General features: G+C 70.3%; 21 protein-coding genes. 6 read left to right on the top strand and 15 right to left on the bottom strand.

All coding sequences use genetic code 11. The features are described from left to right. Positions 1-20: 20 nt before the first annotated feature. The 14 genes from E6O51_RS00905 to E6O51_RS00840 form a co-directional block, all read right to left on the bottom strand. Positions 21-1,979 (bottom strand): anaerobic carbon-monoxide dehydrogenase catalytic subunit, encoded by a 1,959-nt coding sequence (locus tag E6O51_RS00905; RefSeq protein ID WP_136383084.1) that lies wholly within the window; start codon positions 1,977-1,979, stop codon positions 21-23. Further along, complete coding sequence (locus tag E6O51_RS00900) at positions 1,976-2,848, bottom strand: ATP-binding protein (protein ID WP_136383083.1); 873 nt, start codon at positions 2,846-2,848, stop codon at positions 1,976-1,978. Before E6O51_RS00900 ends, E6O51_RS00905 begins: the two co-directional genes overlap by 4 nt. Before the next feature lie 16 nt (positions 2,849-2,864). Beyond that, the gene (locus E6O51_RS00895; protein ID WP_136383082.1) at positions 2,865-3,623 is read right to left on the bottom strand and encodes an ABC transporter permease; all 759 of its coding nucleotides are present in this window, start codon (positions 3,621-3,623) and stop codon (positions 2,865-2,867) included. Next, the gene (locus tag E6O51_RS00890; protein WP_136383081.1) at positions 3,623-4,861 is read right to left on the bottom strand and encodes an ABC transporter substrate-binding protein; all 1,239 of its coding nucleotides are present in this window, start codon (positions 4,859-4,861) and stop codon (positions 3,623-3,625) included. The genes E6O51_RS00895 and E6O51_RS00890 overlap by 1 nt, the downstream gene beginning before the upstream one ends. Positions 4,862-5,080: 219 nt before the next feature. After that, positions 5,081-5,866, bottom strand: coding sequence for an ABC transporter ATP-binding protein (locus E6O51_RS00885; protein WP_136383080.1), 786 nt, complete (start codon positions 5,864-5,866; stop codon positions 5,081-5,083). Next, complete coding sequence (locus tag E6O51_RS00880) at positions 5,863-6,957, bottom strand: acyl-CoA dehydrogenase family protein (protein WP_136383079.1); 1,095 nt, start codon at positions 6,955-6,957, stop codon at positions 5,863-5,865. The genes E6O51_RS00885 and E6O51_RS00880 overlap by 4 nt, the downstream gene beginning before the upstream one ends. After that, on the bottom strand, positions 6,954-7,514 hold the full coding sequence (locus E6O51_RS00875) for a carboxymuconolactone decarboxylase family protein (protein ID WP_136383078.1): 561 nt from the start codon (positions 7,512-7,514) through the stop codon (positions 6,954-6,956). Before E6O51_RS00875 ends, E6O51_RS00880 begins: the two co-directional genes overlap by 4 nt. Positions 7,515-7,642: 128 nt before the next feature. Beyond that, positions 7,643-8,551 (bottom strand): AraC family transcriptional regulator, encoded by a 909-nt coding sequence (locus tag E6O51_RS00870; RefSeq protein ID WP_136383077.1) that lies wholly within the window; start codon positions 8,549-8,551, stop codon positions 7,643-7,645. Positions 8,552-8,650: 99 nt separating this feature from the next. Then, the gene (gene cuyA / locus E6O51_RS00865) at positions 8,651-9,661 is read right to left on the bottom strand and encodes a D-cysteate sulfo-lyase (protein ID WP_136383076.1); all 1,011 of its coding nucleotides are present in this window, start codon (positions 9,659-9,661) and stop codon (positions 8,651-8,653) included. Positions 9,662-9,684: 23 nt separating this feature from the next. Next, positions 9,685-10,416, bottom strand: a complete 732-nt coding sequence (cuyB, locus tag E6O51_RS00860) for a cysteate racemase (RefSeq protein WP_136383075.1) — start codon at positions 10,414-10,416, stop codon at positions 9,685-9,687. After that, entirely contained in the window at positions 10,413-11,291 is an 879-nt protein-coding gene (locus tag E6O51_RS00855) for an ABC transporter permease (protein ID WP_136383074.1), read from the bottom strand. The genes cuyB and E6O51_RS00855 overlap by 4 nt, the downstream gene beginning before the upstream one ends. Positions 11,292-11,298: 7 nt before the next feature. After that, positions 11,299-12,234 carry an ABC transporter ATP-binding protein gene (locus E6O51_RS00850; RefSeq protein ID WP_211091289.1) on the bottom strand — a complete coding sequence of 312 codons (936 nt, stop codon included), beginning with the start codon at positions 12,232-12,234 and terminating at the stop codon, positions 11,299-11,301. A gap of 3 nt (positions 12,235-12,237) precedes the next feature. Further along, positions 12,238-13,272: an ABC transporter substrate-binding protein gene (locus E6O51_RS00845; protein ID WP_136383073.1), complete on the bottom strand. Its 1,035-nt coding sequence runs from the start codon at positions 13,270-13,272 to the stop codon at positions 12,238-12,240. Between the two features lie 110 nt (positions 13,273-13,382). Continuing rightward, positions 13,383-14,189: a class II glutamine amidotransferase gene (locus tag E6O51_RS00840; RefSeq protein WP_136383072.1), complete on the bottom strand. Its 807-nt coding sequence runs from the start codon at positions 14,187-14,189 to the stop codon at positions 13,383-13,385. 541 nt (positions 14,190-14,730) lie between these two features. Here E6O51_RS00840 and E6O51_RS00835 point away from each other — a divergent pair. Together E6O51_RS00835 and E6O51_RS00830 are read left to right on the top strand one after the other, a co-directional pair. Further along, positions 14,731-15,663: a family 2A encapsulin nanocompartment shell protein gene (locus tag E6O51_RS00835; RefSeq protein ID WP_136383071.1), complete on the top strand. Its 933-nt coding sequence runs from the start codon at positions 14,731-14,733 to the stop codon at positions 15,661-15,663. After that, positions 15,638-17,368, top strand: a complete 1,731-nt coding sequence (locus E6O51_RS00830) for a family 2A encapsulin nanocompartment cargo protein cysteine desulfurase (protein WP_211091288.1) — start codon at positions 15,638-15,640, stop codon at positions 17,366-17,368. The genes E6O51_RS00835 and E6O51_RS00830 overlap by 26 nt, the downstream gene beginning before the upstream one ends. Positions 17,369-17,540: 172 nt before the next feature. On the opposite strand, the gene E6O51_RS00825 is transcribed toward E6O51_RS00830, so the two are convergent. Continuing rightward, on the bottom strand, positions 17,541-18,242 hold the full coding sequence (locus E6O51_RS00825) for an MgtC/SapB family protein (protein WP_136383069.1): 702 nt from the start codon (positions 18,240-18,242) through the stop codon (positions 17,541-17,543). Positions 18,243-18,552: 310 nt separating this feature from the next. Here E6O51_RS00825 and E6O51_RS00820 point away from each other — a divergent pair, with 310 nt between their 5' ends. The 4 genes from E6O51_RS00820 to E6O51_RS00805 all read left to right on the top strand — a co-directional run bounded on the left by E6O51_RS00820 (position 18,553) and on the right by E6O51_RS00805 (position 22,554). Next, positions 18,553-19,314, top strand: a complete 762-nt coding sequence (locus E6O51_RS00820) for a GntR family transcriptional regulator (RefSeq protein ID WP_136383068.1) — start codon at positions 18,553-18,555, stop codon at positions 19,312-19,314. 110 nt (positions 19,315-19,424) lie between these two features. Then, positions 19,425-20,837, top strand: coding sequence for an ABC transporter substrate-binding protein (locus E6O51_RS00815; protein WP_136383067.1), 1,413 nt, complete (start codon positions 19,425-19,427; stop codon positions 20,835-20,837). An 8-nt stretch (positions 20,838-20,845) separates the two neighbouring features. After that, positions 20,846-21,709, top strand: coding sequence for an ABC transporter permease (locus tag E6O51_RS00810; protein WP_136383066.1), 864 nt, complete (start codon positions 20,846-20,848; stop codon positions 21,707-21,709). Further along, entirely contained in the window at positions 21,706-22,554 is an 849-nt protein-coding gene (locus tag E6O51_RS00805) for an ABC transporter ATP-binding protein (protein WP_136383065.1), read from the top strand. Before E6O51_RS00810 ends, E6O51_RS00805 begins: the two co-directional genes overlap by 4 nt. Positions 22,555-22,563: the final 9 nt, after the last annotated feature.

The raw sequence follows: 22,563 nt of genomic DNA, 5'->3' as shown, positions 1-22,563 counted from the left end.
TTGACTGAACCGTATTGTGGTCAGCCGGCCGTGGCTTGCGTGGCGATGGCGCGGCGGCGTGCTTCCAGGTCGGCGACGATGGTTGCGCCCAGGGCCACCGGGTCGGTATCCACCACCATGCGGCCGCCCAGCAGCGCCGTGGTGTCGTGCTCGAAGAAGGACTGTACGGCCTCCGAGCCGGCGATGGGGGCGGGGATGCAGTGGTAGGAGTCCAGCCCCAGCAGGCGGAAGCCGAGGGCGGCGCCGACGCCCTTCTCGTTGCTCCACTCGGGGCTGGAGAAGGCGAAGGGCATGGCTTTCAGGGGCTGGCCGCAGGCGTCGGCCAGCGCGCGGAACAGGCCCGAGGCGCGGGCGTTGTCCAGGCATTCGCCCATGTGCCACACCGGCGGCAGGTCCAGTTCTTCGAGCAGGGCGCGCAGCGCCGGGCCGGTCTTGGCGGCCGCGGCGCGGCGGCAGTAGCCGAGGTTGAGGAGCGGGAAGGAGGCGCAGCCGTTGGTGAGGATGATGACGTCGTGGGCCAGCAGCACGTCGGCCACGTCGGTGATGGCCTTTTCATACACCACCTTGGGGTTGTTGCAGCCCACCAGGTTGACGATGCCGCGGATGGTGCCTGCGCGCAGGTGGCGGAGCAGGCCGTCCGCGCCGCCGAACTCGGGCAGGATGTTCTCGATGGAGAAGCCGACCTCGGCCTCGATGGAGGTGCGCGGGATGAACACGTTGGCCTTGCGGCGCAGGGGAAAGTTGTCGATGCCCACGCGCACGATGGTCTCGGCCAGGTGATGCACTTCGCCCAGGTTGGAATTGGCATGGTCGAAGCCGATGTGCAGCGCGCCGGGCAGGCGACCGGAGTCGCTGGTGGTGATGACCTGGGTGTGGAAGCACTTGGCCACTTCCATGATGCTCGGGTAGACGTCCTGCACGTCCGCCACCCAGGCGTCCAGCGCGCCGGTGCCGAGCACCAGTTCCGCGCCGATGGCGTTGGTCAGCGGCGAGACGCCGCCGTAGCGGTACAGGCTGGAGAGCCCGGAACAGCAGATGCCGTAGAAGCGGATGCCCTGGGCGCCCTTGCTGCGCGCCAGGGCGGCCAGTTCGGGCGATTCGCCGGCGTGCACGATGGCCGAGGGCAGGATGGGCGAATGGCCGTGCAGGGCAATGTTGACGCAGTCCGGGTCGAGGGCGCCGAAGCCCGCGTCGATGCGTGTGCGCTGGGGCGGGCCGTACAGGCAGTCCTGGGCGATGGCCGAGCCGAGCACGCTGCTCCAGGCGAAGGCCAGCCCGCAGCGCAGCAGTTGCTGCATCAGGTTGCGCCAGTCGCCGTCGGTGCCGATGCCGGTGCGGTGATAGGCTTCAAAAACTTCGTGGTAGGCGCTGATGGGCAGGATGTCGAGGCTGCGCCACAGGGCGATCCGCTCCGGCGGGGCCATGGCTTCGAGGGTGCGGTGGGCGGCCGGGTGGGTGCGCGACAGGTCTTCGAGGAGGATGTCGGCGATCTGGCCGGCCAGTTCGGTGGTGCCCTGTTCCGGGTCGAGGCGGAAGGCGCGGGCCACTGCGCGGACCTTGGCTTCGCCGCGGATCGGCAGGTCCACCCGGCCTGCGGCGGCGGCCTTGAGCGCCAGCATCACCTCGCGCCCGCGCGCGCCGTGGGCGGCCACGCCGGCGGCGATCCAGCGCAGGATGTTGCGCGCCACGATGACGTGCTCGTCGGCGCCGCAGATGCCGCGCGGGCTGCGCGGGGTGATCTGGCAGGGCCCCATGTTGCAGATCTGGCAGCACACGCCCTTGAGGCCGTGGCCGCAGTGGGTGACGGTGTCGAAGCGGTCGAACACGGTTTCCATGCCGCGCTCGGCCATGTGGCGCAGCATCACGCGCACGTTGGGGTCCGGGGTGTGGGCGAGCACGTCCGCCTTCCTGGGGTAGACAGGGCGCTGCCATTTTTTCTTGTCCGGCGCGGGCGGCGGGGTGTCCGTGGGTTCGCTCATGGCTGTTCTCCGTCGAGGATGCGCGCGGCGATGCGTGCCAGCGGGGCGCGCAGGGCGTCGGTCAGGGCGGGGGGACGGCCGGCCAGGTCGGCGCGGCGCAGGGCGTCGTCGTAGGGCAGGGCGGCGGCCAGGGGCCAGGGGGCCAGGGCCTCGGCGACGAAGGCCCGTTCCTCGTCCGAGCGGTGGCCGCACAGCACCGGGAAGACATCGGCGATGCCCAGGTCGGCCGCCAGCCGGCGGATGTCGCGCGCGGTGTCCAGGCTGCGCTGGCCGGGCTCCACGACTACCGCCACCGCGTCGCAGGCCGCCGGCATGCCGCGGCTGAAGTGCTCCAGGCCGGCTTCGCTGTCCACCAGCACCACGTCACCGGGCTGGGCCAGCACGGCGTCCAGCACGCGCCGCAGCACGCCGTTTTCCACGCAGTAGCAGCCGGCGCCGCCGTGCTTGTGCCAGCCCAGGGTGACCAGGCCCTGGCCTCTACCCCAGGGCAGGCGCAGTTCCGGCAGCACCGCGGAAACGTCCGGGTTGAGCAGGAACATGCCGCCGGGCAGGCCGTCGTCCTGCCCGGCGAGGCGGCGGAGGGTGGCTTCCTGGGCGGCCAGCGGCACCACGGCGGCGGCATCCACCGGCAGCATGGAGGCCAGATTGGCGTCCGGGTCCGCATCCACCGCCAGCACCCGGTAGCCCTGTTCGTCGAGCAGGCGCGCCAGCAGGCCGCACAGGGTGGTCTTGCCCACGCCGCCCTTGCCGGCGATGGCGAGTTTGACCCCGCGGCGCGGCGGGAGGGCATGTGTCCGCGTGCCGGCCGGTGCGGGGCGTGGCCGTTTCAGTGGGCGGTAGGCCGTGGTGCAGCCGCAATCCAGGCACATGGGGCGGCCCTCCCGTTCATCGGCCGTGCAGCCACAGCCGGTGCAGCCAGCGGGCGGCGAAGTCGAGCAGGAAGCCCAGGCAGCCCACCAGCACCACGGCGGCCATCAGTTCCGCGTAGGCCAGGCGATCGCGGGTGTCGAGGATGAAGTAGCCCAGACCGGCATCCACCCCCAGCATCTCCGCCGGCACCAGGATGATCCAGATGATGCCGATGGCCAGCCGCACGCCGGTGAGGATGTGGGCGGTGATGCCGGGCAGGATGACCCGCGCTACGGTCTCGAAGCGGGTGGCGGACAGGCTCCGCGCCAGCAGCAGCCAGTTGCGGTCGAGCTGGGCCACGCCGGCGGCGGTGTTGAGCAGGATGGGCCACACGGCCGCGAAGGCCAGCAGGAAATACACGGGCGCGTCGCCGATGCCCAGCACCATGACCGCGATGGGCATCCACGACAGGGGCGAGACCATGCGCAGGAACTGGAACAGGGGGCCGCTGGCCTGGGCGAACAGGGTGGAGAGGCCGGTGAGCACGCCCAGCGGCACACCCATGCCCACCGCGAAGGCCAGCCCCACCGCGACTCGCTTCAGGCTCACCGCGATGTGCTCCCACAGCAGCGCTTCGCCCAGCAGGCCCACGAGCGCCCGCAGGGCGCCCAGGGGCGCGAAGTGGGTGGCGATGGGCACGCTGCGGGCCAGCAGCGCGGTGCCCAGGGACCACAGCGCCACCGCGGCGGCGAGCCCGCCCAGCGGCAGGAGCAAACGCAGGCGGCGGGAGGCCATCAGACCACGATGGTTTCGCGGCGGGTGAAGTCCGCCGACAGGCCGAAGGCGGCCGGTCCGCCCAGGTCGGCGATGGCGCGGCGCACGAAGCGGTCGTCCACCAGGTCGAGGGCGGCGAAGGCCGGGTCCAGCTCGCGCAGGAAGGCGTTGTCGCCTTCCACGTGGGTCTCGCGCAGGGCGCGCACCAGCTCTTCTGTGTAGGAGGGGAAGGGATAGGGCTGGAAGGTGATGCGGCGCTGGTGCCAGCCCTTGTTGCGCACGATGCCGCTGGCCTCGTAGCGGGTGTAATCGGCGGTGGAGAACACCTTGGCGAGGGTGTCCACCGGATGCGGGGTGTAGCGGTCCGGGCCGTCGGCGGACAGGGCCTTGGCGGTTTCGAGCTGGTTGTCCCGCGCCCAGAGCTGGGCCTTGACGATGGCGCTGGTGACCCGCTGGGCCCATTCTGGGCGCTCGGCGATGTCGCGCTCGGCGAGGAAGGTGACGCAGCAGGCGTGGTCCTTCCACACGTCGCCGGAGAAACGCAGGATCTTGCCCACGCCCTTGACCTCGGCCGCGGCGTTGAAGGGTTCGGCGACCACGTAGCCGGCGATGGCGCCGCCGGCCAGGGCGGAGACCATCTCCGCGGGCGGCTGCACCACCAGGTTCACCTCGTTGGGCGCGATGTTGCCGCCGCGCGCACGGCTCACCGGGGTGAGGCCGTTGGCCCGCAGCAGCTTCTGCAGCAAGATGTTGTGGATGGAGTACCAGAACGGGATGGCGAAGCTCTTGCCGCCCAGGTCGGTGATCTTGTCGATGTTGTTGGCCACGGTGATGCCGGAGCCGTTCACGTGGTTCCAGGCCACCACCTTGGCGGGGAACCTGGTGCCGTAGCGCACCCACAGCGTGGACGGCGACAGCAGGTGGATGACGTTGACCTGGCCGGCGACGAAGGCTTCCACGATCTGCGCCCAACTGCGGAACAGCCGCGGCTTCTCGGTGCTGAGCCCTTCGGCCTCGTACAGCTTGCGGGCGTGGGCGATCAAGAGCGGCGTGGCGTCGGTGATCGGCAGGTAGCCGATCCGCACCGGCACGTCGTCGCCGCGCGCGGACTGGGCCAGCACGTCGCCGGCGCGCAGCAGCGGTGCGGCCACGGCGGCCGTGGTCAGCGCGGACAGGCGCAGGAAGTCGCGCCGGGTCAGGCCGCAGCCGCAGTCGGGGGAGGTGCAGATGTGGGGGCGGTCGGATTTGCGTTGGCTCATGGTCGGGACCTCATGCGGATTGAAGGGGCGAGGGTGTTCTCCCTCCCCCCTCGCGGGGGAGGGTCGGGGAGAGGGGGGCGCCCCGCAGGGGCGCAAGGAGGGCGCTGGCCGAACCAAGCCCGGTATTGCCGCCGCACCCCCTCTCCCCCAGCCCCTCTCCCGCGAGGGGAGAGGGGAGTGTCCAGGGTGGAAATGAGCGGTTTCCGCACGGCGGGCGCATCAGGCGACGTCGGCTGTTGGTTGAACGAAGGTGTCGCGCAGCGCGGAGAGGATGTCCAGGCGCAGCGCGGTCACCGCGCCGGGGTGATCCTCGCGCGGGCGCGGGATGTCCACCGTCCATTCGGCGAGGAGCGTGCCGGGCCGGCCGCCCATCAGCAGGATGCGGTCGGCCACCAGGATGGCCTCGTCGATGTCGTGGGTCACCAGCAGCACCGCGGCGTGCCAGCGGTGCACCACCTCCACCAGCAGGTTCTGCATCTCGGCGCGGGTGATGGCGTCCAGCGCCGAGAAGGGCTCGTCGGCGAACAGCAGCTCGGGTTCGCGCGCCAGCGCCCGGGCCAGGGCCACGCGCTGGGCCTGGCCGCCGGAGAGTTCCGCCGGCCAGGCGCTCTCGCGCCCGGCCAGGCCCACCGCGGCCAGCGCCTCGCGCACCCGCTCGCGCCGGGTCGCGGCGGCGATGGCCGGTTGGTGGCGGAAGTCCAGCCCGAAGGCGGCGTTGGCCTCCACCGTGAGCCAGGGCAGCAGGCTGGCTTGCTGGAAGATCAGTGCGCTGCGCGGGTGGGGGCTGGCGAGGGCCTGGTCGAGAAAACTCACCTGCCCGGCCGCGGGCGATTCCAGCCCGGCGAGCGCGCGCAGCAGCGTGGATTTGCCGCAGCCGCTGCTCCCCAGCAGGGCGACGATTTCGCGCCGCCGAATCGCCAGGGCCACACCGGCGAACACGGGTTGCGCGCCGTAATGGAACGCGAGCCCGCGGGCGGCGAGCAGGTGCTCGGCCGGCGCGTTCATCCCTGCCCTTGCGCGGCGTGGCGCGCCAGTTCGCCCTGCAACTGGGTCAGGCTGGGGGTGATCACCGGCACGAAGGCGCCTTCGGTCCAGCGCCGGGCGAAGTCGCGGTTCTGGTCGAGCAGGTAGGCGCGCCCGCCGGTGGCGTCCAGTTCCAGGCCCAGGGCGGTCTGCACCAGCTCGGCGAGGCGGATGCGGAGGCGGAACAGCGCCGGCGCATCCGCCAGGAAGCGGCCTGCGGCGAGGCCGGCATGGAGGGTGCCCACCAGGGCCTCCAGTTCGGTGGAGACCTCTTCCACCCGCGGCAGCACGACGCCGTGGGCCGCCCCGGCCAGTTCGCGGGCGGTGCGCAGCGCCACCCGCGCCAGACCGATGGACATGCCCAGTTGCAGCGACAGGAAGGCCGGGCGCACGGCCGGGCAGAAGTTGCGTGCGTCCGGATGGATCAGCCATTCCGGGCCCAGGTCCACCGCGTCCACGTCGATCGCGGCGGTGTTGCTGCCGCGCAGGGCCACCAGGTTCAGGTCCTCGCTGCGCCGCACGCCGGGCAGGGTGTCGGCGATCGCGACGATGGCCGCGCCGCCGTCCTCCCGCGCCACCGCGGCGGCGGCCAGGAAGCCGGCGCGGCGCAGGTTGGTCACCCAGGGCAGGCGCCCGCTCACCCGCAGGCGGTCGCCGTGGGCGGTGGCCGCGAGTTGCAGCGACTCGATGCCGGAGAGGTACTTCATGGCGTTCGACAGCCCGGTGGCGCCGGCGAACTCGCCCGCCAGCAGCGCGGGCAGCCAGCGTTCGCGCAGGGCCGCGTTGGGGCTGGCGAGCAGGTATTCGATGAAAGTGCGCTGGCCCCAAAACACGAAGGCCGCCGTCAGGGAACGCTCGGCCACCGCGGCGATGGCTTCCAGCGCGTCGGAGGTCGTGCCCCCAGCACCGCCCAGGGCCGTGGGCACGCCGATGCGCAACAGGCCGCGGCGGCCCAGTTGCGGCAGCAGTTCCTCCGCGTGGGCCGCGCCGTTGTTCAGGGCCTCGGCGTGTTCGGCGAACCAGGCGAGCTCGGTGCCCTGGGCCGGGGCGAGGGTGGCGGCAGGGGCGCTCATGGCTGGAAGACTCCGGGGCGGAAGGGCTGCAATTCGGCGTTGATGTCGTTGCGTGCCAGGTTGTTGGCGAAGTTGCACAGGGTGGCGAGGCTGACCCCCAGCACCACTTCCAGCGCCTGTTGGGCGTCGAAGCCGGCGCCGTAGAAGGCTTCCAGTTCGCCGTCGCCCACGTTGCCGCGGGCAACGATGAGCGCGCGGGTGAAGTCCGCCACCGCGTCCAGGCGGGTGTCGCCGGTGCGCCCCCGTTGTTGCAATGCCTGTGCGGCGGCCGGCGCGAGGCCGGCCTTCTTCACCGCCAGTGCCGTGTGGCCGCTGACGCAGAATTCGCAGCCGTGAATGCCGGCCGCGGTGATCTGCACCACCTCGCGCTCGGCCAGGGTCAGGCTGGCGCGGCCGTTGATCTCGCCGACGGTGAGATAGGTTTCCAGCGCCACGGGCGCATTGGCGAGGGCGGCCACCAGGTTGGGGAGGAAGCCGTTGTTGGCGATCACGCGCTCCACCAGCGCACGGCTGGCTTCGGGCGCGCTGGCGGCGGTTTGTAGGGGCAGGCGGGACATGGTCGTGGAACGTGATGGGAGACGGGGCCATTGTCCGCGGCTGGGGTATGGCCCTCTATGCCGCGGCGTCGCGTTGTTTTGTCCGATCGTCCAGCCTTGCGCGTGCGGCGCTGCTGGTGCCGACGGCGTCAATGCAGGTCGCGCCGCGCGCGCTGGTAGGCGCCGGGCTGCTCGCCGATGACCTTCTTGAACGCGCGGGTGAAGGCGGCCTGGGACTGGTAGCCCACGTGCTCGGCCGCGCGCAGCACGCTGTCGCCGCTGCGCAGGCGGCGGGCGGCGATGCGCATGCGCAGGCCCAGCAGGAACTGCGCCGGGGGCTGGCCGCAGGCGTCCACAAAGTGTTTGAAGAAGCTCGCCCGCGACATGTTGGCGATGCGCGCCATGTCTTCCACCGACCAGTCCCGCCCCGGCTCGCGCAGCAGGCGTTCCACCAGCGGGGCGAACTGGGGCTTGCGCCACACCGCCCACAGGCCGGCTTCCACGTCCCGGTGGTGGGCGAGTTCGCGCACCAGGTAGAAGAACAGCAGTTCGGTGAGGCGTTCCATGAGGGGCGAGGCGGCGGCGTCGCGCTCGGCCTCGGCCAGCAGCAGGTCGAAGAGCGGCGCCACCGCGGCCAGGGCGGGGTTGCCGGCGCGCAGCAGCAGGCAGTCCGGGAAGGAGGCGACGAGCATGTCGCCCGGCAGTTCGCGGAAATCGAAAAAGCCGCAGGCCAGCGTAGTGCCACCGTCCATGGCCGGCCGCGCGGGCAGCATGGGGCGCGGGCCGCAGGCGGGGCCGGGGTCGCGCTCGGCGGTTAGGGAGTGGGGCAGGTCCCGCAGCAGGAACACCGCTTCGCGCGGACCGAGCTGCAGCGGTTCGGCGCCGGGGCGGTGCAGCCAGCAGTGGCCGCGCAGCACCAGATGGAAGCTCGCCCGTGCCCGCCCGGCGGTGGAGGCGCGCCAGTCACTGCCGCAGTACTGGCCCACGTGGAACACCGAGGCCTGGGGCTCCAGGCCGCTGACCAGCCAGTCGACGATGCGGTCGGTCTCGGCGTGCATGGGAGGCGTCTCCGCTAGCTTGGACGGAGAGCGATTGTCGTGCGCGGGCGGCGGCCGGCGAACCAAGAAATTCGGCTGAGCTTTGCAGCTTTCCGGCGGCTAGGAGGCGTGCAGCGCATCAAAGGTGTCGCGATAGCCGAACAGGCCCACGGCGCCGCCGGTGTGCACGAAGACCACGTTCTCGTCCTTGCCGAAACGGCCTTTGCGGATCAGGTCGAGCAGGCCGGCGAAGCCCTTGCCGGAGTACACCGGGTCGAGCAGGATGCCTTCGGTGCGGGCGAGCAGCTTCACCGCGTCCACCATCTCCGGGGTGGGGCGGCCGTAGCCGGGGCCGACGTAGTCGCTGTTGGCCCGCACGGCCTCGCGCGCCAGGGGGGTGGCGACGCCGAGCAGTTCCAGTGTGCGGCCGGCGAGCTGCCAGACCTTGTCCTCCTGCACGCTGCGTTCGGCGCGCACGCTGATGCCCAGCACCGGCACGCCGCTGCTGTGGCCCTGGAAGCCGGCCACCAGCCCGGCCTGGGTGCCGGTGCTGCCGGTGGCGTGCACCACGTGGTGCACGACGATGCCGGCGGCGTCCGCCTGCTGCAGGATTTCCTGGGCGCAGGCGACGTAGCCCAGCGCGCCGACGGGGTTGGAGCCGCCGCCGGGGATGGCGTAGGCGGCCTCGCCCCGGTCGTGCAGGCGGGCGGCGTGGGTTTCGACCTCGGCGTTCATGTCCAGCCCGGCGGGGCGGGCTTCCAGCGTGGCGTCGAACAGGCGGTCCAGGAAGACGTTGCCGCTGTTGCGGTATTCCACGCTGCCGTCGGCGATGCGGGCTTCCAGCAGCGCGGTGCACTTCAGCCCCAGGCGGGCGGCCGCAGCGGCGGTCTGGCGCACGTGGTTGGACTGGGTGGCGCCGTGGGTCACCACGTGGGTGGCGCCGCGCGCCAGCGCGTCGCCGAGGAGGAATTCCAGCTTGCGGGTCTTGTTGCCGCCGGTGGCGAGCCCCGTGCAGTCGTCGCGCTTGATGTACAGGCGCGGGCCGCCGAGCAGTTCGGTCAGGCGCGGCAGAGGCTCCAGCGGGGTGGGGGCGTGGACGAGGCGGACGCGGGGGAAGCGGGCGAGGTGCATGGGGGCTCCGGAAATATCGGGATTCAGGCGGGATGGTGGTGTTCCTGCCACCAGCGCACGCAGGCACGCGCGAGCGCCCGGGTGGCGTCCACCTGCGGCGGCAGGGTGGTGGCATCGAGGCGGGCCAGCGCGGGTGGGACCTCGGTGCAGGCCAGCACCAGGCGTTCGGCGCCGCGCTCGGCCAGGTGCGCCGCGGCTTCGCCCAGCAGGCGGGCGGCGCGGGGGAGGTCGCCGGCCTTCACCGCGTAGCAACCGGGGGTGAACAGGGTGTCGAATTCCTCGTCGCTGTTGGTCAGCGCAAGAATGCCTCGCGCGGCGAAGCGGTTCTGGTAGAAAGCCGCCCGCAGCGTGCCCTGGGTGGCGAGCAGGCCGACGCGGGTCACCGGTGCACCGTCGTGCAGGTCTTCCGCGGCGGCGTCGGCGATGTGGATCAGCGGCGCGCGGCTGCCGGCGGCCAGTTCGTCGAACCAGATGTGGGCGGTGTTGCAGGGGATGGCGATGCAGCCCGCGCCGATGGCGTCGAGGCGGGCGATGCCGGCCAGCATGGCGGGCAGCGGCGAAGGGCCGGTGCCGGCGACGAAGCGCTGGCGGTCAGGGATCTGCGCGACGTTGTGGGCGACCACTGGTACGTGGTCCTGGTCGAACGTGGCCGGGGTTTCCTCGATGATCTTGGCCAGCAGGTCCACGGTGGCGAGCGGCCCCATACCGCCGAGCACCCCGACAAAAGGCCCGAGGCCCGCGAACGCTGCGCTCATCCCTGCCGCTGCATGCCCCAGCGCCGCACGGTGAGGCGTTCCAGGCTGTTGAACACCAGGTTCTCCACCACCAGGCCGATGATGATCACCGCCACCAGGCCGGCGAACACCCGGTCGGTGTACAGCTCGTTGCGATTCTGGAAGATGTACCAGCCCAGCCCGCCCTGTCCCGACGAGGCGCCGAACACCAGCTCGGCGGCGATCAGCGTGCGCCAGGCGAAGGCCCAGCCGATGCGCAGCCCGGCCAGGATGGAGGGCAGGGCGGCCGGCACCAGGATCTGCAGCACGTAGCGCAGGCCGGTGAGGCCGTAGTTGCGCCCGCCCATGCGCAGCGTCTCCGATACGCCGAGGAAGCCCGCGTAGGTGTTCACCGCCAGTGCCCACAGCACCGAGTGCACCAGCACGAAGATCAGGCTGCCTTCGCCCAGGCCGAACCACAGCAGCGCCAGCGGCAGCAGGGCGATGGCCGGCAGCGGGTTGAACATGGCGGTGAGCGTGGACAGCAGGTCGCGCCCGAGCTGGGTGGAGACCGCCAGCGTGGTCAGCACGAAGGCCGCGACGATGCCGGTCAGGTAGCCCTTGAGCAGCACCAGCAGCGAACGCCCGGCGCGGTCGGGCAGCTCGCCGCTGGCGAGGCTGTCCACGAAGGCGGCGGCGGTCTGCAGGAAGCCGGGCAGCAGCAGGTCGTTGTCCTGCCAGCGCGCGGCGAGTTCCCACAGCAGCGCCAGCACGGCCAGCACCAGCGCGGTGCGCAGCCAGCCCTGCTGCCACAGGCGCTCGCGCAGGGTCAGCGGGCGCTCGGCGGGCAGGTCGTCCAGGGGTTCGAGGGGCAGTTCGTATTCCGGCCGCTGGGCGGCGCTTGCGGGTGTGGTCATGGGCTGATCAGATGGCGAAGCGCAGGTCGGTGGGTGAGAGCGTCCGCCCCTCTGCACCTTCTCCGCCCTGGCCGGGTGGGGGCGAATCGGGAAACAGCAGGTGGTGGATGCGTTGCACCGTGGCCTGGAAGCGGCTGCTGCCCAGCCCGGCGAGGCCGAAGCCGGCGGTGTCGAGCTCCGCCCGCACCCGCCCCGGGTGGGGCGAGAGCAGCAGCACGCGGTTGCCGATCACCACCGCCTCCTCGATGGAATGGGTGACGAAGAGCAGCGTGAAGCGCACCTCCTCCCACAGGGCCAGCAGTTCTTCCTGCATGCGGCGCCGGGTCAGGGCGTCCAGCGCGGCGAAGGGCTCGTCCATCAGCAGGATCTTGGGCTGCATGGCGAGCGCGCGGGCGATGGCCACGCGCTGCTTCATGCCGCCGGACAGGGTGTGCGGGTAGGCGTCGGCAAAGGCCGCCAGCCCGACCTTGTCCAGGTAGTGCAGGGCGCGCTCGGCGGCTTCGCGCCGGCCCAGCGTGCGCGAGGCCAGCAGCGGGAACATCACGTTCTGCTTGACCGTCTTCCACGGCGGAAGCTGGTCGAATTCCTGGAACACGACGATGCGGTCCGGGCCGGGGCCATGCACCGGCTTGCCTTCCAGGCGGATTTCGCCGTCGCGCGGGGTGAGGAAACCGGCTACCGCTTTCAGCAGTGTGGATTTGCCACATCCGGACGGGCCCAGCAGCACGAAGCGGTCGCCGGGCAGCACGTCGAAGCCGACCCGGTGGGTGGCGCGCACCACGCTCCGGGCGGTGCGGTATTCCAGGCTGACGCCATCCACCTGCAGCAGCGGGGCGGTCGTCACCGCCGCCGCGCTGGCGGGAACGCTGCGCAGCGCGGCCTGGGGCGCGGCGGCGGGTACCGCATGAAGGGCGGTGCTGGTGCGCAGGAGCGGGGCGGACACCGCTCAACTGCCGGCGGCGGTGAGCGGGTCGTCGAAGAAGTAGTCCTTCCACGAGGCCGGCTTGTTCTTGATGGCGCCCACTTCGTGGAGGAATTCGCCCAGCACGTAGGTGTTGCGCGGCGCGGTGTTGAAGCGGATCTCCGGGTTTTCCAGGATGCGCAGCAGGAAGTCGCGGTCGATCTTGGCGCCGGTGACGCGGATGTAGGCGTCGGCGGCGGCCGGCTTGTTGGCGGCGGCGAATTCGGCGGCTTCCTTCAGCGCGGCCTGGAAGGCGGCGTAGGTCTTGGGGTTTTCCTGACGGAATTTCTCGGTGGAATACAGCACCGTGGGCGAGTTGGGTCCCAGCACGTCGTAGGACTTGAGCACCACGCGTATGTTGGGGTTCTCCAGTTCCTGGTACTGGAAGGGCGGGTTGGAGAAGTGGCCGGTGAGTTCGGTGCCGCCGGAGATGATCGCCGCGGTGGCGTCCGGGTGGGGGACGGCGACGGTGAACTTGTCCAGGCGGTTGTACTGGTCCTTGCCCCACTGTTTGGCGGCGGCGTACTGCAGGAAGCGTGACTGCACCGACACGCCGACGGCGGGCACGGCGATGCGGTCCTTCTCCGAGAAGTCGGAGATGCTCTTGACGTTGGGGTTGTTGGTCACCAGGTAGTACGGGAACTCGCCCAGCGAGGCCACGCCGCGCACGTTCTGCTTGCCGTGGGTGCGGTCCCAGATGGTCAGCAGGGGGCCGATGCCGGCCCCGGCGATGTCGATGTTGCCCGACAGCAGGGCGTCGTTGACCGCCGCGCCGCCGGAAAGCCGCGTCCATTCCACGGCGATGTCCAGCCCGGCGGCCTTGCCGTGCTTCTCGATCAGCTTCTGGTCGCGGGCGACGTTGAGCAGCAGGTAGACGATGCCGAACTGCTCCGCGATGCGGATCTTGCCTTCGGCGTGGGCCGGCGTGGCGGCGCCCAGGGTGCCGGCGGCCAGCGTGAGGCTGAGGCCGAGGGCGCCGAACAGGCGGCCGAGCTTGCGCGAGGGGGTCGAGGCTTGCATTGGGCTGGTGCTCCTGCGTTGAGAGTGCGGCCGATTCTAGGAGCGGACAAAACCTGTCTTCCAGCAATAAAAAGAGCGCTTGTTATATCTCTGCGTGATTTGCAGCCGGTTCACACCGCGAGCAGCAGCGGCGCCGCGACGGGCACGCCGTCCGGCAGGTCCTGGCCACCGCGGAAGTATTTCAGTTCGCCGGGGCGCAGCGCGGTCCAGTCCTCGTCCTCGGTCAGGGGGGCGGTCGCCGCCAGGACCATGCGGTCGTCCAGGTGATTGTGGCGGCCCAGGTCTATGGTCACGCCGTCGTCGATCCGCCGCGCGCGGGCGAAGGGGTAGCGGCGCTGCAGGGTGTGGAGCTGGGTCGAGCAATGGGCGAACAGCCCGTCGCCGTTCGAGAGCAGGAAGTTGAAACTGCCGAAGCCGGAGATTTCGCACGCCAGTCCGGCCAGGGCTTCGAACAGTGCCGGCGTGGGCGGGGGCGTGTGGCCGAAGCGGCGGAAGAGCGCTTCGAGCAGGTAGCAGAAGGCGTGCTCGCTGTCGGTGCTCCCCACCGGAGTGAAGCGCCCGCGCAGGGGCAGGTCGAAGTCCTTGAGGTGGCCATTGTGGGCGAAGGCCCACTGGCGGCCCCACAGCTCGCGCACGAAGGGGTGGCAGTTTTCCAGCGCCACCGCGCCGCGGGTGGCCTTGCGCACGTGGGCGATGATGTTGCGCGAGCGCAGCGGCTGCTCGTGCAGCCAGCGCGCCAGCGGCGAATTGGCGGAAGGCCGGCTTTCCACCAGCAGGTGGCAGGCGTGCCCCTCGAAGTAGGCCGCACCCCAGCCGTCGCTGTGCTCGCCGGTACGCCCGCCGCGGCACATGAAGCCGGCCAGCGAGAAGTGCAGCGAGGCGGGTTTGTTGGCGTTCATGCCGAGCAACTGGCACATGAGGATTGCTCCCGGGGGCGTGCACCGGATTCTTGCGCGCACGCGCGGCGCGGCAAACGAAGCAATCGCGCATTCCATATTCCGTAGGCCGAATTGGAAGGCGGGTGCCCGCCGCGGAGCCCTCCGGGCATTGCGCCGTCGCGGCATTGCTTATCCGAAATCATTGGTTCAGGCGCGGCCGCCGTCAGGGGAATACTGGGGCGTGCCTGCGGTTGCCGCGAACCTCGCGGCGAGCGCGGGCATGCCCTGACGGGCCTCTTCCTCCCCACGTGCCCGTGCACGTGTTCGTCCGGCGGCCGCGGGGGCCGCCGGCTCTTTTCGCCGCAGGGGGAGATTCCGCGATTGCGGAGGTGCGGACGAGCGCCGCGAAGGCGAGTCCGCGATACCGGAAATTTGTCCGGTATCGCGGATGAAAATGCTTATAAAACAATGAGATAAGCTTTACACTAAAAATTCTTAGGCATATCCTGAAATTCGCATTTGATCCCCCGCACGACCCGTGTCGGGGGGCCGAACATCGTGACCGTAACGGAGCAACATCATGGCCCAAGGACCGCTGATCCACCACACCGCGCTGGGCGACGTCGCCGCCCGCCAACTTGCGAATGCGACCAAGACCGTACCGCAGATGTCCAGCATCACCCCGCGCTGGCTCACCCATCTGCTGCACTGGCTGCCGGTGGAGGCCGGCATCTACCGCGTCAACAAGGTCAAGGACGCCACCGCGGTGGAAGTGGACTGCTCCGCCCGCGACGAGCGCGAACTGCCGCAGACCTTCGTGGACTACGTGGAGAACCCGCGCGAATACATGCTCTCCGCGGTCAACACCGTGCTCGACGTGCACACCCGCGTGTCCGACCTCTACAGCAGCCCGCACAACCAGATCGCCGAGCAGCTGCGCCTGACCATCGAGACCATCAAGGAGCGTCAGGAAAGCGAGCTGATCAACAACAAGGAATACGGCCTGCTGAACAACGTGCATCCCAACCAGCGCGTGAGCGCCCGCACCGGGGCGCCCACGCCGGACGACCTGGACGAGCTGCTGACCAAGGTGTGGAAGGAGCCCGGCTTCTTCCTCGCCCATCCGCGCACCATCGCCGCCTTCGGCCGCGAATGTACCCGCCGCGGCGTGCCGCCCCCGACGGCTTCGCTGTTCGGCTCCCAGTTCATCACCTGGCGCGGCGTGCCGCTGATCCCCTCGGACAAGGTAGGCATCGAGGACGGCAAGAGCCGCATCCTGCTGATCCGCACCGGCGAGTCCCGCCAGGGCGTGGTCGGCCTGTACCAGCCCAACCTGCCGGGCGAGCAGAGCATCGGCCTGTCGGTGCGCTTCATGGGCATCAACGACCGCGCCATCGCCTCTTATCTGGTCTCCCTGTACTGCTCGCTGGCGGTGCTGACCGACGACGCGCTGGCGGTCCTCGATGACGTCGAAGTGGGCAAGTACCATGTCTACGACCATACCTACGCTTGATTCCGCGGGCTTCGGCCTGCCGGACGTGGACACCCTGGCCCGCCTGGCGAACGAGTTCTTCGCCGCGCTGCCGGGGGGCGCGGCCGGGCAGGTGCCGGCGCCGGAACGCTTCGCCCAGGTGCCGCAGCCGGCCGTGCCGGGCGCCGACGCGCTGACGCCCGACGCGCCCGGCCCCCTGCCGGCCGTCCCCGACGCCATCGGCCTGGAAGGGCGGCGTGCGGTGGATGCCCCGTCGCAGCTCGATGCCCACCAGCCCGCTTCGCCTCCGTCCCTCGGCGGCGCGCCCGGCGAAGCCGAACTGCGCAGCCTGCTCGCCCCGGTGCTGTCGCCGGGTTTCGGCGCCCTCACGCCGCAATCGGCGGCCAGGCCGGCCTACTACTTCCTGGAAACCGCGCAATACGGCAATCCCGGCATCCGGGTGCCGGGGCAGGTGTTCTCGCCCGCTGCGGTGCCGGAGCTGGCCGGCGCGCGTCCGCCCTTCGACGTGAACCTGATCCGGCGCGACTTCCCCATCCTCGGCGAGCGCGTCAACGGCCGTCCGCTGGTGTGGCTGGACAACGCCGCCACCACGCAGAAGCCCCAGGCGGTGATCGACCGTCTCGCCCACTTCTACCGCCACGAGAACTCCAACATCCACCGCGCCGCGCACGAACTGGCGGCGCGCGCCACCGATGCCTACGAGGAGGCGCGGGAGAAGGTGAGGGGCTTCCTCAACGCGCGCTCGGCCAACGAGATCGTGTTCGTGCGCGGCGCCACCGAGGCCATCAACCTGGTGGCGCAGAGCTGGGGCCGGGCCAACGTGGGCGAGGGTGACGAGATCGTCCTCACCCAGTTGGAGCACCACGCCAACATCGTGCCGTGGCAGCAACTGGCGGCGGAGAAGGGGGCGAAGCTGCGCGTGGCGCCGGTGGACGACACGGGCCAGATCCTGCTCGACGAGTACGCCAGGCTGCTGGGGCCGAAGACGAAGCTGGTGGCCTTCACCCAGGTCTCCAACGCGCTCGGCACCATCACGCCGGCCAGGCGCATGGTGGAGCTGGCCCACGCGGCCGGCGCCACGGTGCTGGTGGACGGGGCCCAGTCGGTGTCCCACATGGCGGTGGACGTGCAGGCGCTGGACGCGGACTTCTTCGTGTTCTCCGGCCACAAGGTGTTCGCCCCCACCGGCATCGGCGTGGTATACGGCAAGGAGGCGCTGCTCAACGCCACCCCGCCCTGGCAGGGCGGCGGCAACATGATCCGCGACGTCACCTTCGAGCACACCGAGTACCACGACGCACCGGGCCGCTTCGAAGCGGGTACCGGCAACATCGCCGACGCGGTGGGGCTGGGCGCGGCCATCGACTACGTGACCGCGCTGGGGATGGACAACATCGCCCGCTACGAGCACGAGTTGCTGGCCTATGCCACCCGCCTGATCCGCGACGTGCCCGGCCTGCACCTGGTGGGCACGGCGGCCGACAAGGCCAGCGTGCTGTCCTTCACCCTGGACGGCTACAAGACCGAGGACGTGGGCGCCTTGCTGAACAAGGAAGGCATCGCGGTGCGGGCCGGCCACCACTGCGCCCAGCCCATCCTGCGCCGCTTCGGCCTGGAGGCCACGGTGCGTCCGTCGCTGGCGTTCTACAACACCTGCGCGGATGTGGATGCGCTGGTGGCGGCCCTGTACCGGCTTGCCGGCAGCCGCAATCCGCTGCGTAGCTGAGGCTTCGGGGCAGCGGTCCATGAACGGCGCGCGGGAGCGATCCCGCGCGCCGTTCGTTTCACTTCCAGCAGCGAGCCTGTAGGAGCGGCCTTGGCCGCGATGGGGCGGTTCCGGGCGCAAATGACGCTGCCATCGCGGGCAAGCCCGCTCCCACGGCCCGCAGGCCGCGCCCTCAGTCCCCCGTGGGCGAGATGCGGAAGGAGCGTACCCGCTCCAGGCCGAGCAGATACTCCGACAGGGCGGTGGAACCGGCGCCCTTCGACGAGCGGATCACCATGCGGTACTCGAAGGCCGTGCCGTCGTCGTCCAGGCGGTAGCTCAGGTTGTGCAGCGTGAAGCCGTGGCGGGTCAGCAGTTCCCGCAGCTCCGGCTCGGACATCACGTCGTCGCGGGCGAAGCGGAGCATGCAGTGGGCGTAGGCCTGGGACGGCATGCGCGCCTCGATCCAGCGGAACGCCGAGAGGATGCCCAGCGTCATCACGGTGGCGAGCAGGGCGGGGAACAGGAAACCCACGCCGAACAGGATGCCGATGGCCGCGGTCATCCAGATCGACGCCGCCGTGGTCAGCCCGCGCACGGAGAGCCCCTCCTTGAAGATCACGCCGGCGCCGAGGAAGCCGATGCCGGTCATGATCCCCTGCGCCATCCGCGTCGGGTCCGTGCGCACCGTGTCCAGCGGCACTCCCGGCAGCCACTGCCACTGGAACAGCGTCACCAGCATCAGCAGGCTCGATGCCAGGCACACCAGCGTGTGGGTGCGGAATCCCGCGGGACGGGCGTGGAAGCTGCGTTCCAGCCCGATCACCGCCCCGGCGGCGAGGGCGGCACCGAGGTGAAGCGCGACGACCGGGTAATCGGCGAAATTCGTATTCATGGCGTGCTCCGTACGGCAGGCGATGAATCTCCGCCCGGGGATGGGTGGGGTCGGCGGGTAATGGAACTGCACATACGATATTACCTTATTACCATTCTATCGACCCGGCAACCGAATACCGTTCGGGCTGAGCCCGTCGAAGTCCGTTCGCAACCATCGCCCTTCGACAGGCTCAGGGCGAACGGTATTCGGTTGCCTCATTGCCCGGTATTTCTCCGTACGGAATTAGCTTCGCAGAACTTCTTGGTTCGGCCGGAAAACCGGCCTGCCTACACTCGCGGCATCTTGTCATTACAAGTTATGCCAGAAAGTGCAAAGCAAATCGAAACTCCAGCTCGTCTCCGGTGCGCCGACGCCCCTGTACACCCAGCTCAAGGACCTGCTGCGCGGGCGCATCCTCGACGGCACCTATCCTCCCCACAGCCGCATGCCGTCCGAGCACGAGCTGTGCGCGAGCTTCGGCGTGAGCCGCATCACCGTGCGCCAGGCCCTCGGCGATCTGCAAAAGGAAGGGCTGATCTTCCGCATCCACGGCAAGGGCACCTTCGTCTCGCGCCCCAAGGCCTTCCAGAACGTCACTTCCCTGCAGGGCTTCGCGGAGGCGATGTCGTCCATGGGCTACGAAATCATCAACCGGGTGCTGGATTTCTCCTTCGTGCCGGCCGATGCGCGCGTGGCAGCACGCCTGGACATCGCCGAAGGCGACGAGGTGGCGGCGATCCGTCGCGTGCGCCTGCTCAACCGGGAGCCGGTATCCCTCGAACTGACCTGGATTCCATCGCCCCTGGCGCGCCGCCTGGAACATGCCGACCTGGTGACGCGCGACGTCTTCCTGATCCTGGAGAACGACTGCGAGACGCCCCTCGGTCACGCCGACCTGGCCATCGACGCGGTGCTCGCCGACGACGAGCTGACCGAAGCCCTGCGCATCGAGGAAGGCGCGCCGGTGCTGCGCATCGAGCGCCTGACCCACGACGCCGCGGGCAGGCCGATCGACTTCGAATACCTCTACTTCCGCGGCGATGCCTTCCAGTACCGCCTGCGCACCGACCGCCAGCGCAACGGAGCCTGATCATGTGCGAGACCGAATCCTGTCCCCGCCGCTGTCCGACCGGCACCGCCGCGCGGTGTCGGTAGGCCTCACCCAACTCGACGACGAACCATCGCATTCAGGGGATTTCCATGAAGATTCGCTTGCTGCTCGCCGGCGCGACGCTGTCGCTGACCGCGCTCTCGGCCTCCGCGGAGACCATCCGCGTCGCCATCGGCACCCAGGACACCACCATCAACTGCGCCACCGCCGGCCTGCTGGTGCGCGAACTGGGCCTGCTGGAGAAGTACCTGCCGCGCGACGGCAAGTACAAGGACGCCCAGTACGACATCCAGTGGAAGAACTTCACCTCCGGCCCGCCGCTGACCAACGAGATGGTGGCCGACAAGCTGGACCTGGGTGTGATGGCGGAATTCCCCGGCACCCTCAACGTGACCGCCTTCCAGAAGGCCGGCAAGCGCAGCTACTTCATCGCGCCGATCTCCGGCAGCGTGATCGGCAGCGGCAACGGCGTGGTGGTGCCGGCCGACTCGCCGGTGCAGTCCTTCGCCGAACTGAAGGGCAAGACCATCTCCGTACCCTTCGGCTCCACCGCCCACGGCGTGCTGCTGCGCGCCATCGACGCCCAGGGCTGGGACCCGGCGCGGGATGTGAACCTGATCTCCCAATCGCCCGAAGTCGGCGGCTCCGCGCTGCAGAGCGGCAAGGTGGATGCCCACGCCAACTTCGTGCCCTTCCCGGACCTGTTCCCCTTCCGCGGCTTCGCGCGCAAGATCTTCGACGGCTCCCAGACCAATGCGCCCACCTTCCACGGCGCCCTGGCGAGCGCCGCCTACGCGGAGAAGTACCCGGAAGTCGTGGTCGCCTACCTGCGCGCGGTGCTGGAAGCCGAGCGCCTGTTCGTGGCCGAGCCGGAGAAGTACAGCGAGCTGATCGCCAAGGTGACCGGCATCGACGCCGAGGTGAACTACCTGTTCCACGGCCCGGTCGGCCTGCAGACCCGCGACTACACGTGGAAGCCGGAGTTCTACACGGCCATCGGCACCGCCATCAAGACGCTGCGCCTGCTCGACCGCCCGGTCACCGACCTGAAGCCGCAGGAACTGGTCAACGAGCGCTACATCCGCGAAGCCTACCGGCTCTCCGGCCTGGACTACGACGCCCGCCTCAAGGTCTATGACAAGCTCCCGCTGCGGGCCAAGGATGCTTCCAGCGGCGCCCCCATCACCGACTTCAGGAACGCCGCCCACCTGTGGCTGAAGGGCGAGGCCACCGCGCAGCACTACGCCTCCCCGCAGGCAGCCTTCGCCGCGCTGAAGAAGGCGGAAGCGGCCGGCAAGGAAGCGCGCGTGGTGTTCGTGCATGACCGCAACACCGGGCTCAAGCTCTTCGCCAACCAGGCGTGGTACGTGCGCGACGGCCAGGGCGGGATCGCCGCCTTCCTGCTCAAGGCGGATGCCGATGCCTGGGCGCAGGCCCATGGCGGGCAGGTGAACGGCTACGCCGACGCCCGCAACGCCGCGCTGGCCGTCGCCAGCAAGTGAGGCGGGGGATGGGCAGCGCGAAACTCGCCATCGCCCCGGCCGTCCCGCTGTCCCTGCCCGCCGGTGGCGCCAAGGCGCCGCCGGCCTGGGTGGGTGGCGCGCTGCGCTGGCTGCTGCGGCTGGGCTCCCTGCTCGCCTGCGTGGCGCTGTGGGAGCTGGCCGCAGCCAAGCGGCTGGACCTCGGCTTGGTGACCTTCGCCCACGTGCCGCCGCCCAGCGAGGTCGGTCCGGCGATCTGGAAACTGGTCAATTCGCCCAAGTTCTTCAACCACGTGAACAGCAGCCTGCTGCGGGTGTTCTCCGGCTTTCTCGCTGCGGCCGTGGCCGGCGTGGCCCTGGGCCTCATCATCGGCCGCTCCCGCGCGGCGGAGGACGCGGTGCTGCCGCCCCTCGAGGCGCTGCGGCCGATCCCCGCGGTGTCGTGGATTCCGCTGGCGATATTGATGTTCCCGTCCTCGGAGCTGTCGATGATCTTCATCACCTTCATCGGCGCGCTGTTCCCGGTGCTGCTCAACACCATCCACGGCGTGCACGCGGTGGACGGCCGTCTGGTGGCCGCCGCCCGCAGCCTGGGGGCCGGGCGCCTCGCCACGCTGCGGGAGGTGATCCTGCCGGGCGCCGCGCCCAGCATCGTCACCGGCCTGACCATCGGCATGGGCACCTCCTGGTTCTGCCTGGTCACCGCGGAGATGATCGCCGGGCAGTTCGGCATCGGCTACTACACCTGGGAGTCCTACACCCTGCAGAACTACGCCGACATCGTCGTCGGCATGGTGTTCATCGGCCTGTTCGGCATGGCCAGCAGCGCTGCGCTGCGCCGCCTGGGCACGCTGGCCATGCCGTGGTACCGGCTGCGGGAGAAGCAGTCATGAGCGCGAACGAAGCGGTGCAGGGCCACATCGACATCCGCCGTCTCGACATCCACTTCGGCCGCGGCGCGGCGCGCTTCCAGGCCGTCAGCGACGTGAACATCACCGTGCCGGGCGGGCAGTTCGTCTGCCTGCTGGGGCCCTCGGGCTGCGGCAAGTCCACGGTGCTGGGCGCGCTGGCGGGGCATCTCGCCCCCAGCCGCGGCGAACTGCTGCTCGACGGCGCGCCGATTTCCGGGCCGCACCCGGAGCGCGGGCTGGTGTTCCAGCACCACACCCTGTTCCCGTGGAAGCGGGTGCTGGACAACGTTGCCTTCGGCCTCAAGATGAAGGGGCTGGCGCGCGCCGAGCGGGAGACGAAGGCGCGCGAACTGCTGCACCTGATGGGGCTGGAAGGCTTCGAGCGCCACTACCCGGCGCAGTTGTCCGGCGGCATGCAGCAGCGCGTGGAGATCGCCCGCTCGCTGATCAACCGCCCCCGCGTGCTGCTGATGGACGAGCCCTTCGGCGCGCTCGACGCCCAGACCCGGCTGCTGATGCAGGAACTGCTGCTCGACGTGTGGACCCGGGTGCGCACCACGGTGCTGTTCGTCACCCACGACATCGACGAGGCGCTCTTCCTCGCCGACCGCATCCTGGTCATGAGCGCGCGCCCGGGGCGCATCATCGAAGACCTGGCGGTCGATTTCCCGCGCCCGCGGGATGCCCTGCTGACCACCACCGAAGACTTCAACCGCCTCAAGCGCCACTGCATGGACCTGCTCCACCACGACCGCGGCGAGCGGGTGCTGGAACGCCTGTCGCCCATCGGCGATGGCGGGGCGGCATCCGTGAGCTTCGCGGTGTGAAACTGCCAC

The organism is Pseudothauera rhizosphaerae (assembly GCF_004801305.1).
Classification (GTDB): Bacteria; Pseudomonadota; Gammaproteobacteria; order Burkholderiales; family Rhodocyclaceae; genus Pseudothauera; species Pseudothauera rhizosphaerae.
Note: the sequence above shows the minus strand (reverse complement) of the source record. Positions and strands in the feature narration are given on the sequence as shown.

Excerpts from the sequence above, each read along its gene's own strand:
- E6O51_RS00905 (WP_136383084.1), bottom strand. The coding sequence starts at position 1,979 with ATGAGCGAACCCACGGACACCCCGCCGCCCGCGCCGGACAAGAAAAAA.
- E6O51_RS00900 (WP_136383083.1), bottom strand. The coding sequence starts at position 2,848 with ATGTGCCTGGATTGCGGCTGCACCACGGCCTACCGCCCACTGAAACGG.
- E6O51_RS00895 (WP_136383082.1), bottom strand. The coding sequence starts at position 3,623 with ATGGCCTCCCGCCGCCTGCGTTTGCTCCTGCCGCTGGGCGGGCTCGCC.
- E6O51_RS00890 (WP_136383081.1), bottom strand. The coding sequence starts at position 4,861 with ATGAGCCAACGCAAATCCGACCGCCCCCACATCTGCACCTCCCCCGAC.
- E6O51_RS00885 (WP_136383080.1), bottom strand. The coding sequence starts at position 5,866 with ATGAACGCGCCGGCCGAGCACCTGCTCGCCGCCCGCGGGCTCGCGTTC.
- E6O51_RS00880 (WP_136383079.1), bottom strand. The coding sequence starts at position 6,957 with ATGAGCGCCCCTGCCGCCACCCTCGCCCCGGCCCAGGGCACCGAGCTC.
- E6O51_RS00875 (WP_136383078.1), bottom strand. The coding sequence starts at position 7,514 with ATGTCCCGCCTGCCCCTACAAACCGCCGCCAGCGCGCCCGAAGCCAGC.
- E6O51_RS00870 (WP_136383077.1), bottom strand. The coding sequence starts at position 8,551 with ATGCACGCCGAGACCGACCGCATCGTCGACTGGCTGGTCAGCGGCCTG.
- cuyA (WP_136383076.1), bottom strand. The coding sequence starts at position 9,661 with ATGCACCTCGCCCGCTTCCCCCGCGTCCGCCTCGTCCACGCCCCCACC.
- cuyB (WP_136383075.1), bottom strand. The coding sequence starts at position 10,416 with ATGAGCGCAGCGTTCGCGGGCCTCGGGCCTTTTGTCGGGGTGCTCGGC.
- E6O51_RS00855 (WP_136383074.1), bottom strand. The coding sequence starts at position 11,291 with ATGACCACACCCGCAAGCGCCGCCCAGCGGCCGGAATACGAACTGCCC.
- E6O51_RS00845 (WP_136383073.1), bottom strand. The coding sequence starts at position 13,272 with ATGCAAGCCTCGACCCCCTCGCGCAAGCTCGGCCGCCTGTTCGGCGCC.
- E6O51_RS00840 (WP_136383072.1), bottom strand. The coding sequence starts at position 14,189 with ATGTGCCAGTTGCTCGGCATGAACGCCAACAAACCCGCCTCGCTGCAC.
- E6O51_RS00835 (WP_136383071.1), top strand. The coding sequence starts at position 14,731 with ATGGCCCAAGGACCGCTGATCCACCACACCGCGCTGGGCGACGTCGCC.
- E6O51_RS00830 (WP_211091288.1), top strand. The coding sequence starts at position 15,638 with ATGTCTACGACCATACCTACGCTTGATTCCGCGGGCTTCGGCCTGCCG.
- E6O51_RS00825 (WP_136383069.1), bottom strand. The coding sequence starts at position 18,242 with ATGAATACGAATTTCGCCGATTACCCGGTCGTCGCGCTTCACCTCGGT.
- E6O51_RS00815 (WP_136383067.1), top strand. The coding sequence starts at position 19,425 with ATGAAGATTCGCTTGCTGCTCGCCGGCGCGACGCTGTCGCTGACCGCG.
- E6O51_RS00810 (WP_136383066.1), top strand. The coding sequence starts at position 20,846 with ATGGGCAGCGCGAAACTCGCCATCGCCCCGGCCGTCCCGCTGTCCCTG.
- E6O51_RS00805 (WP_136383065.1), top strand. The coding sequence starts at position 21,706 with ATGAGCGCGAACGAAGCGGTGCAGGGCCACATCGACATCCGCCGTCTC.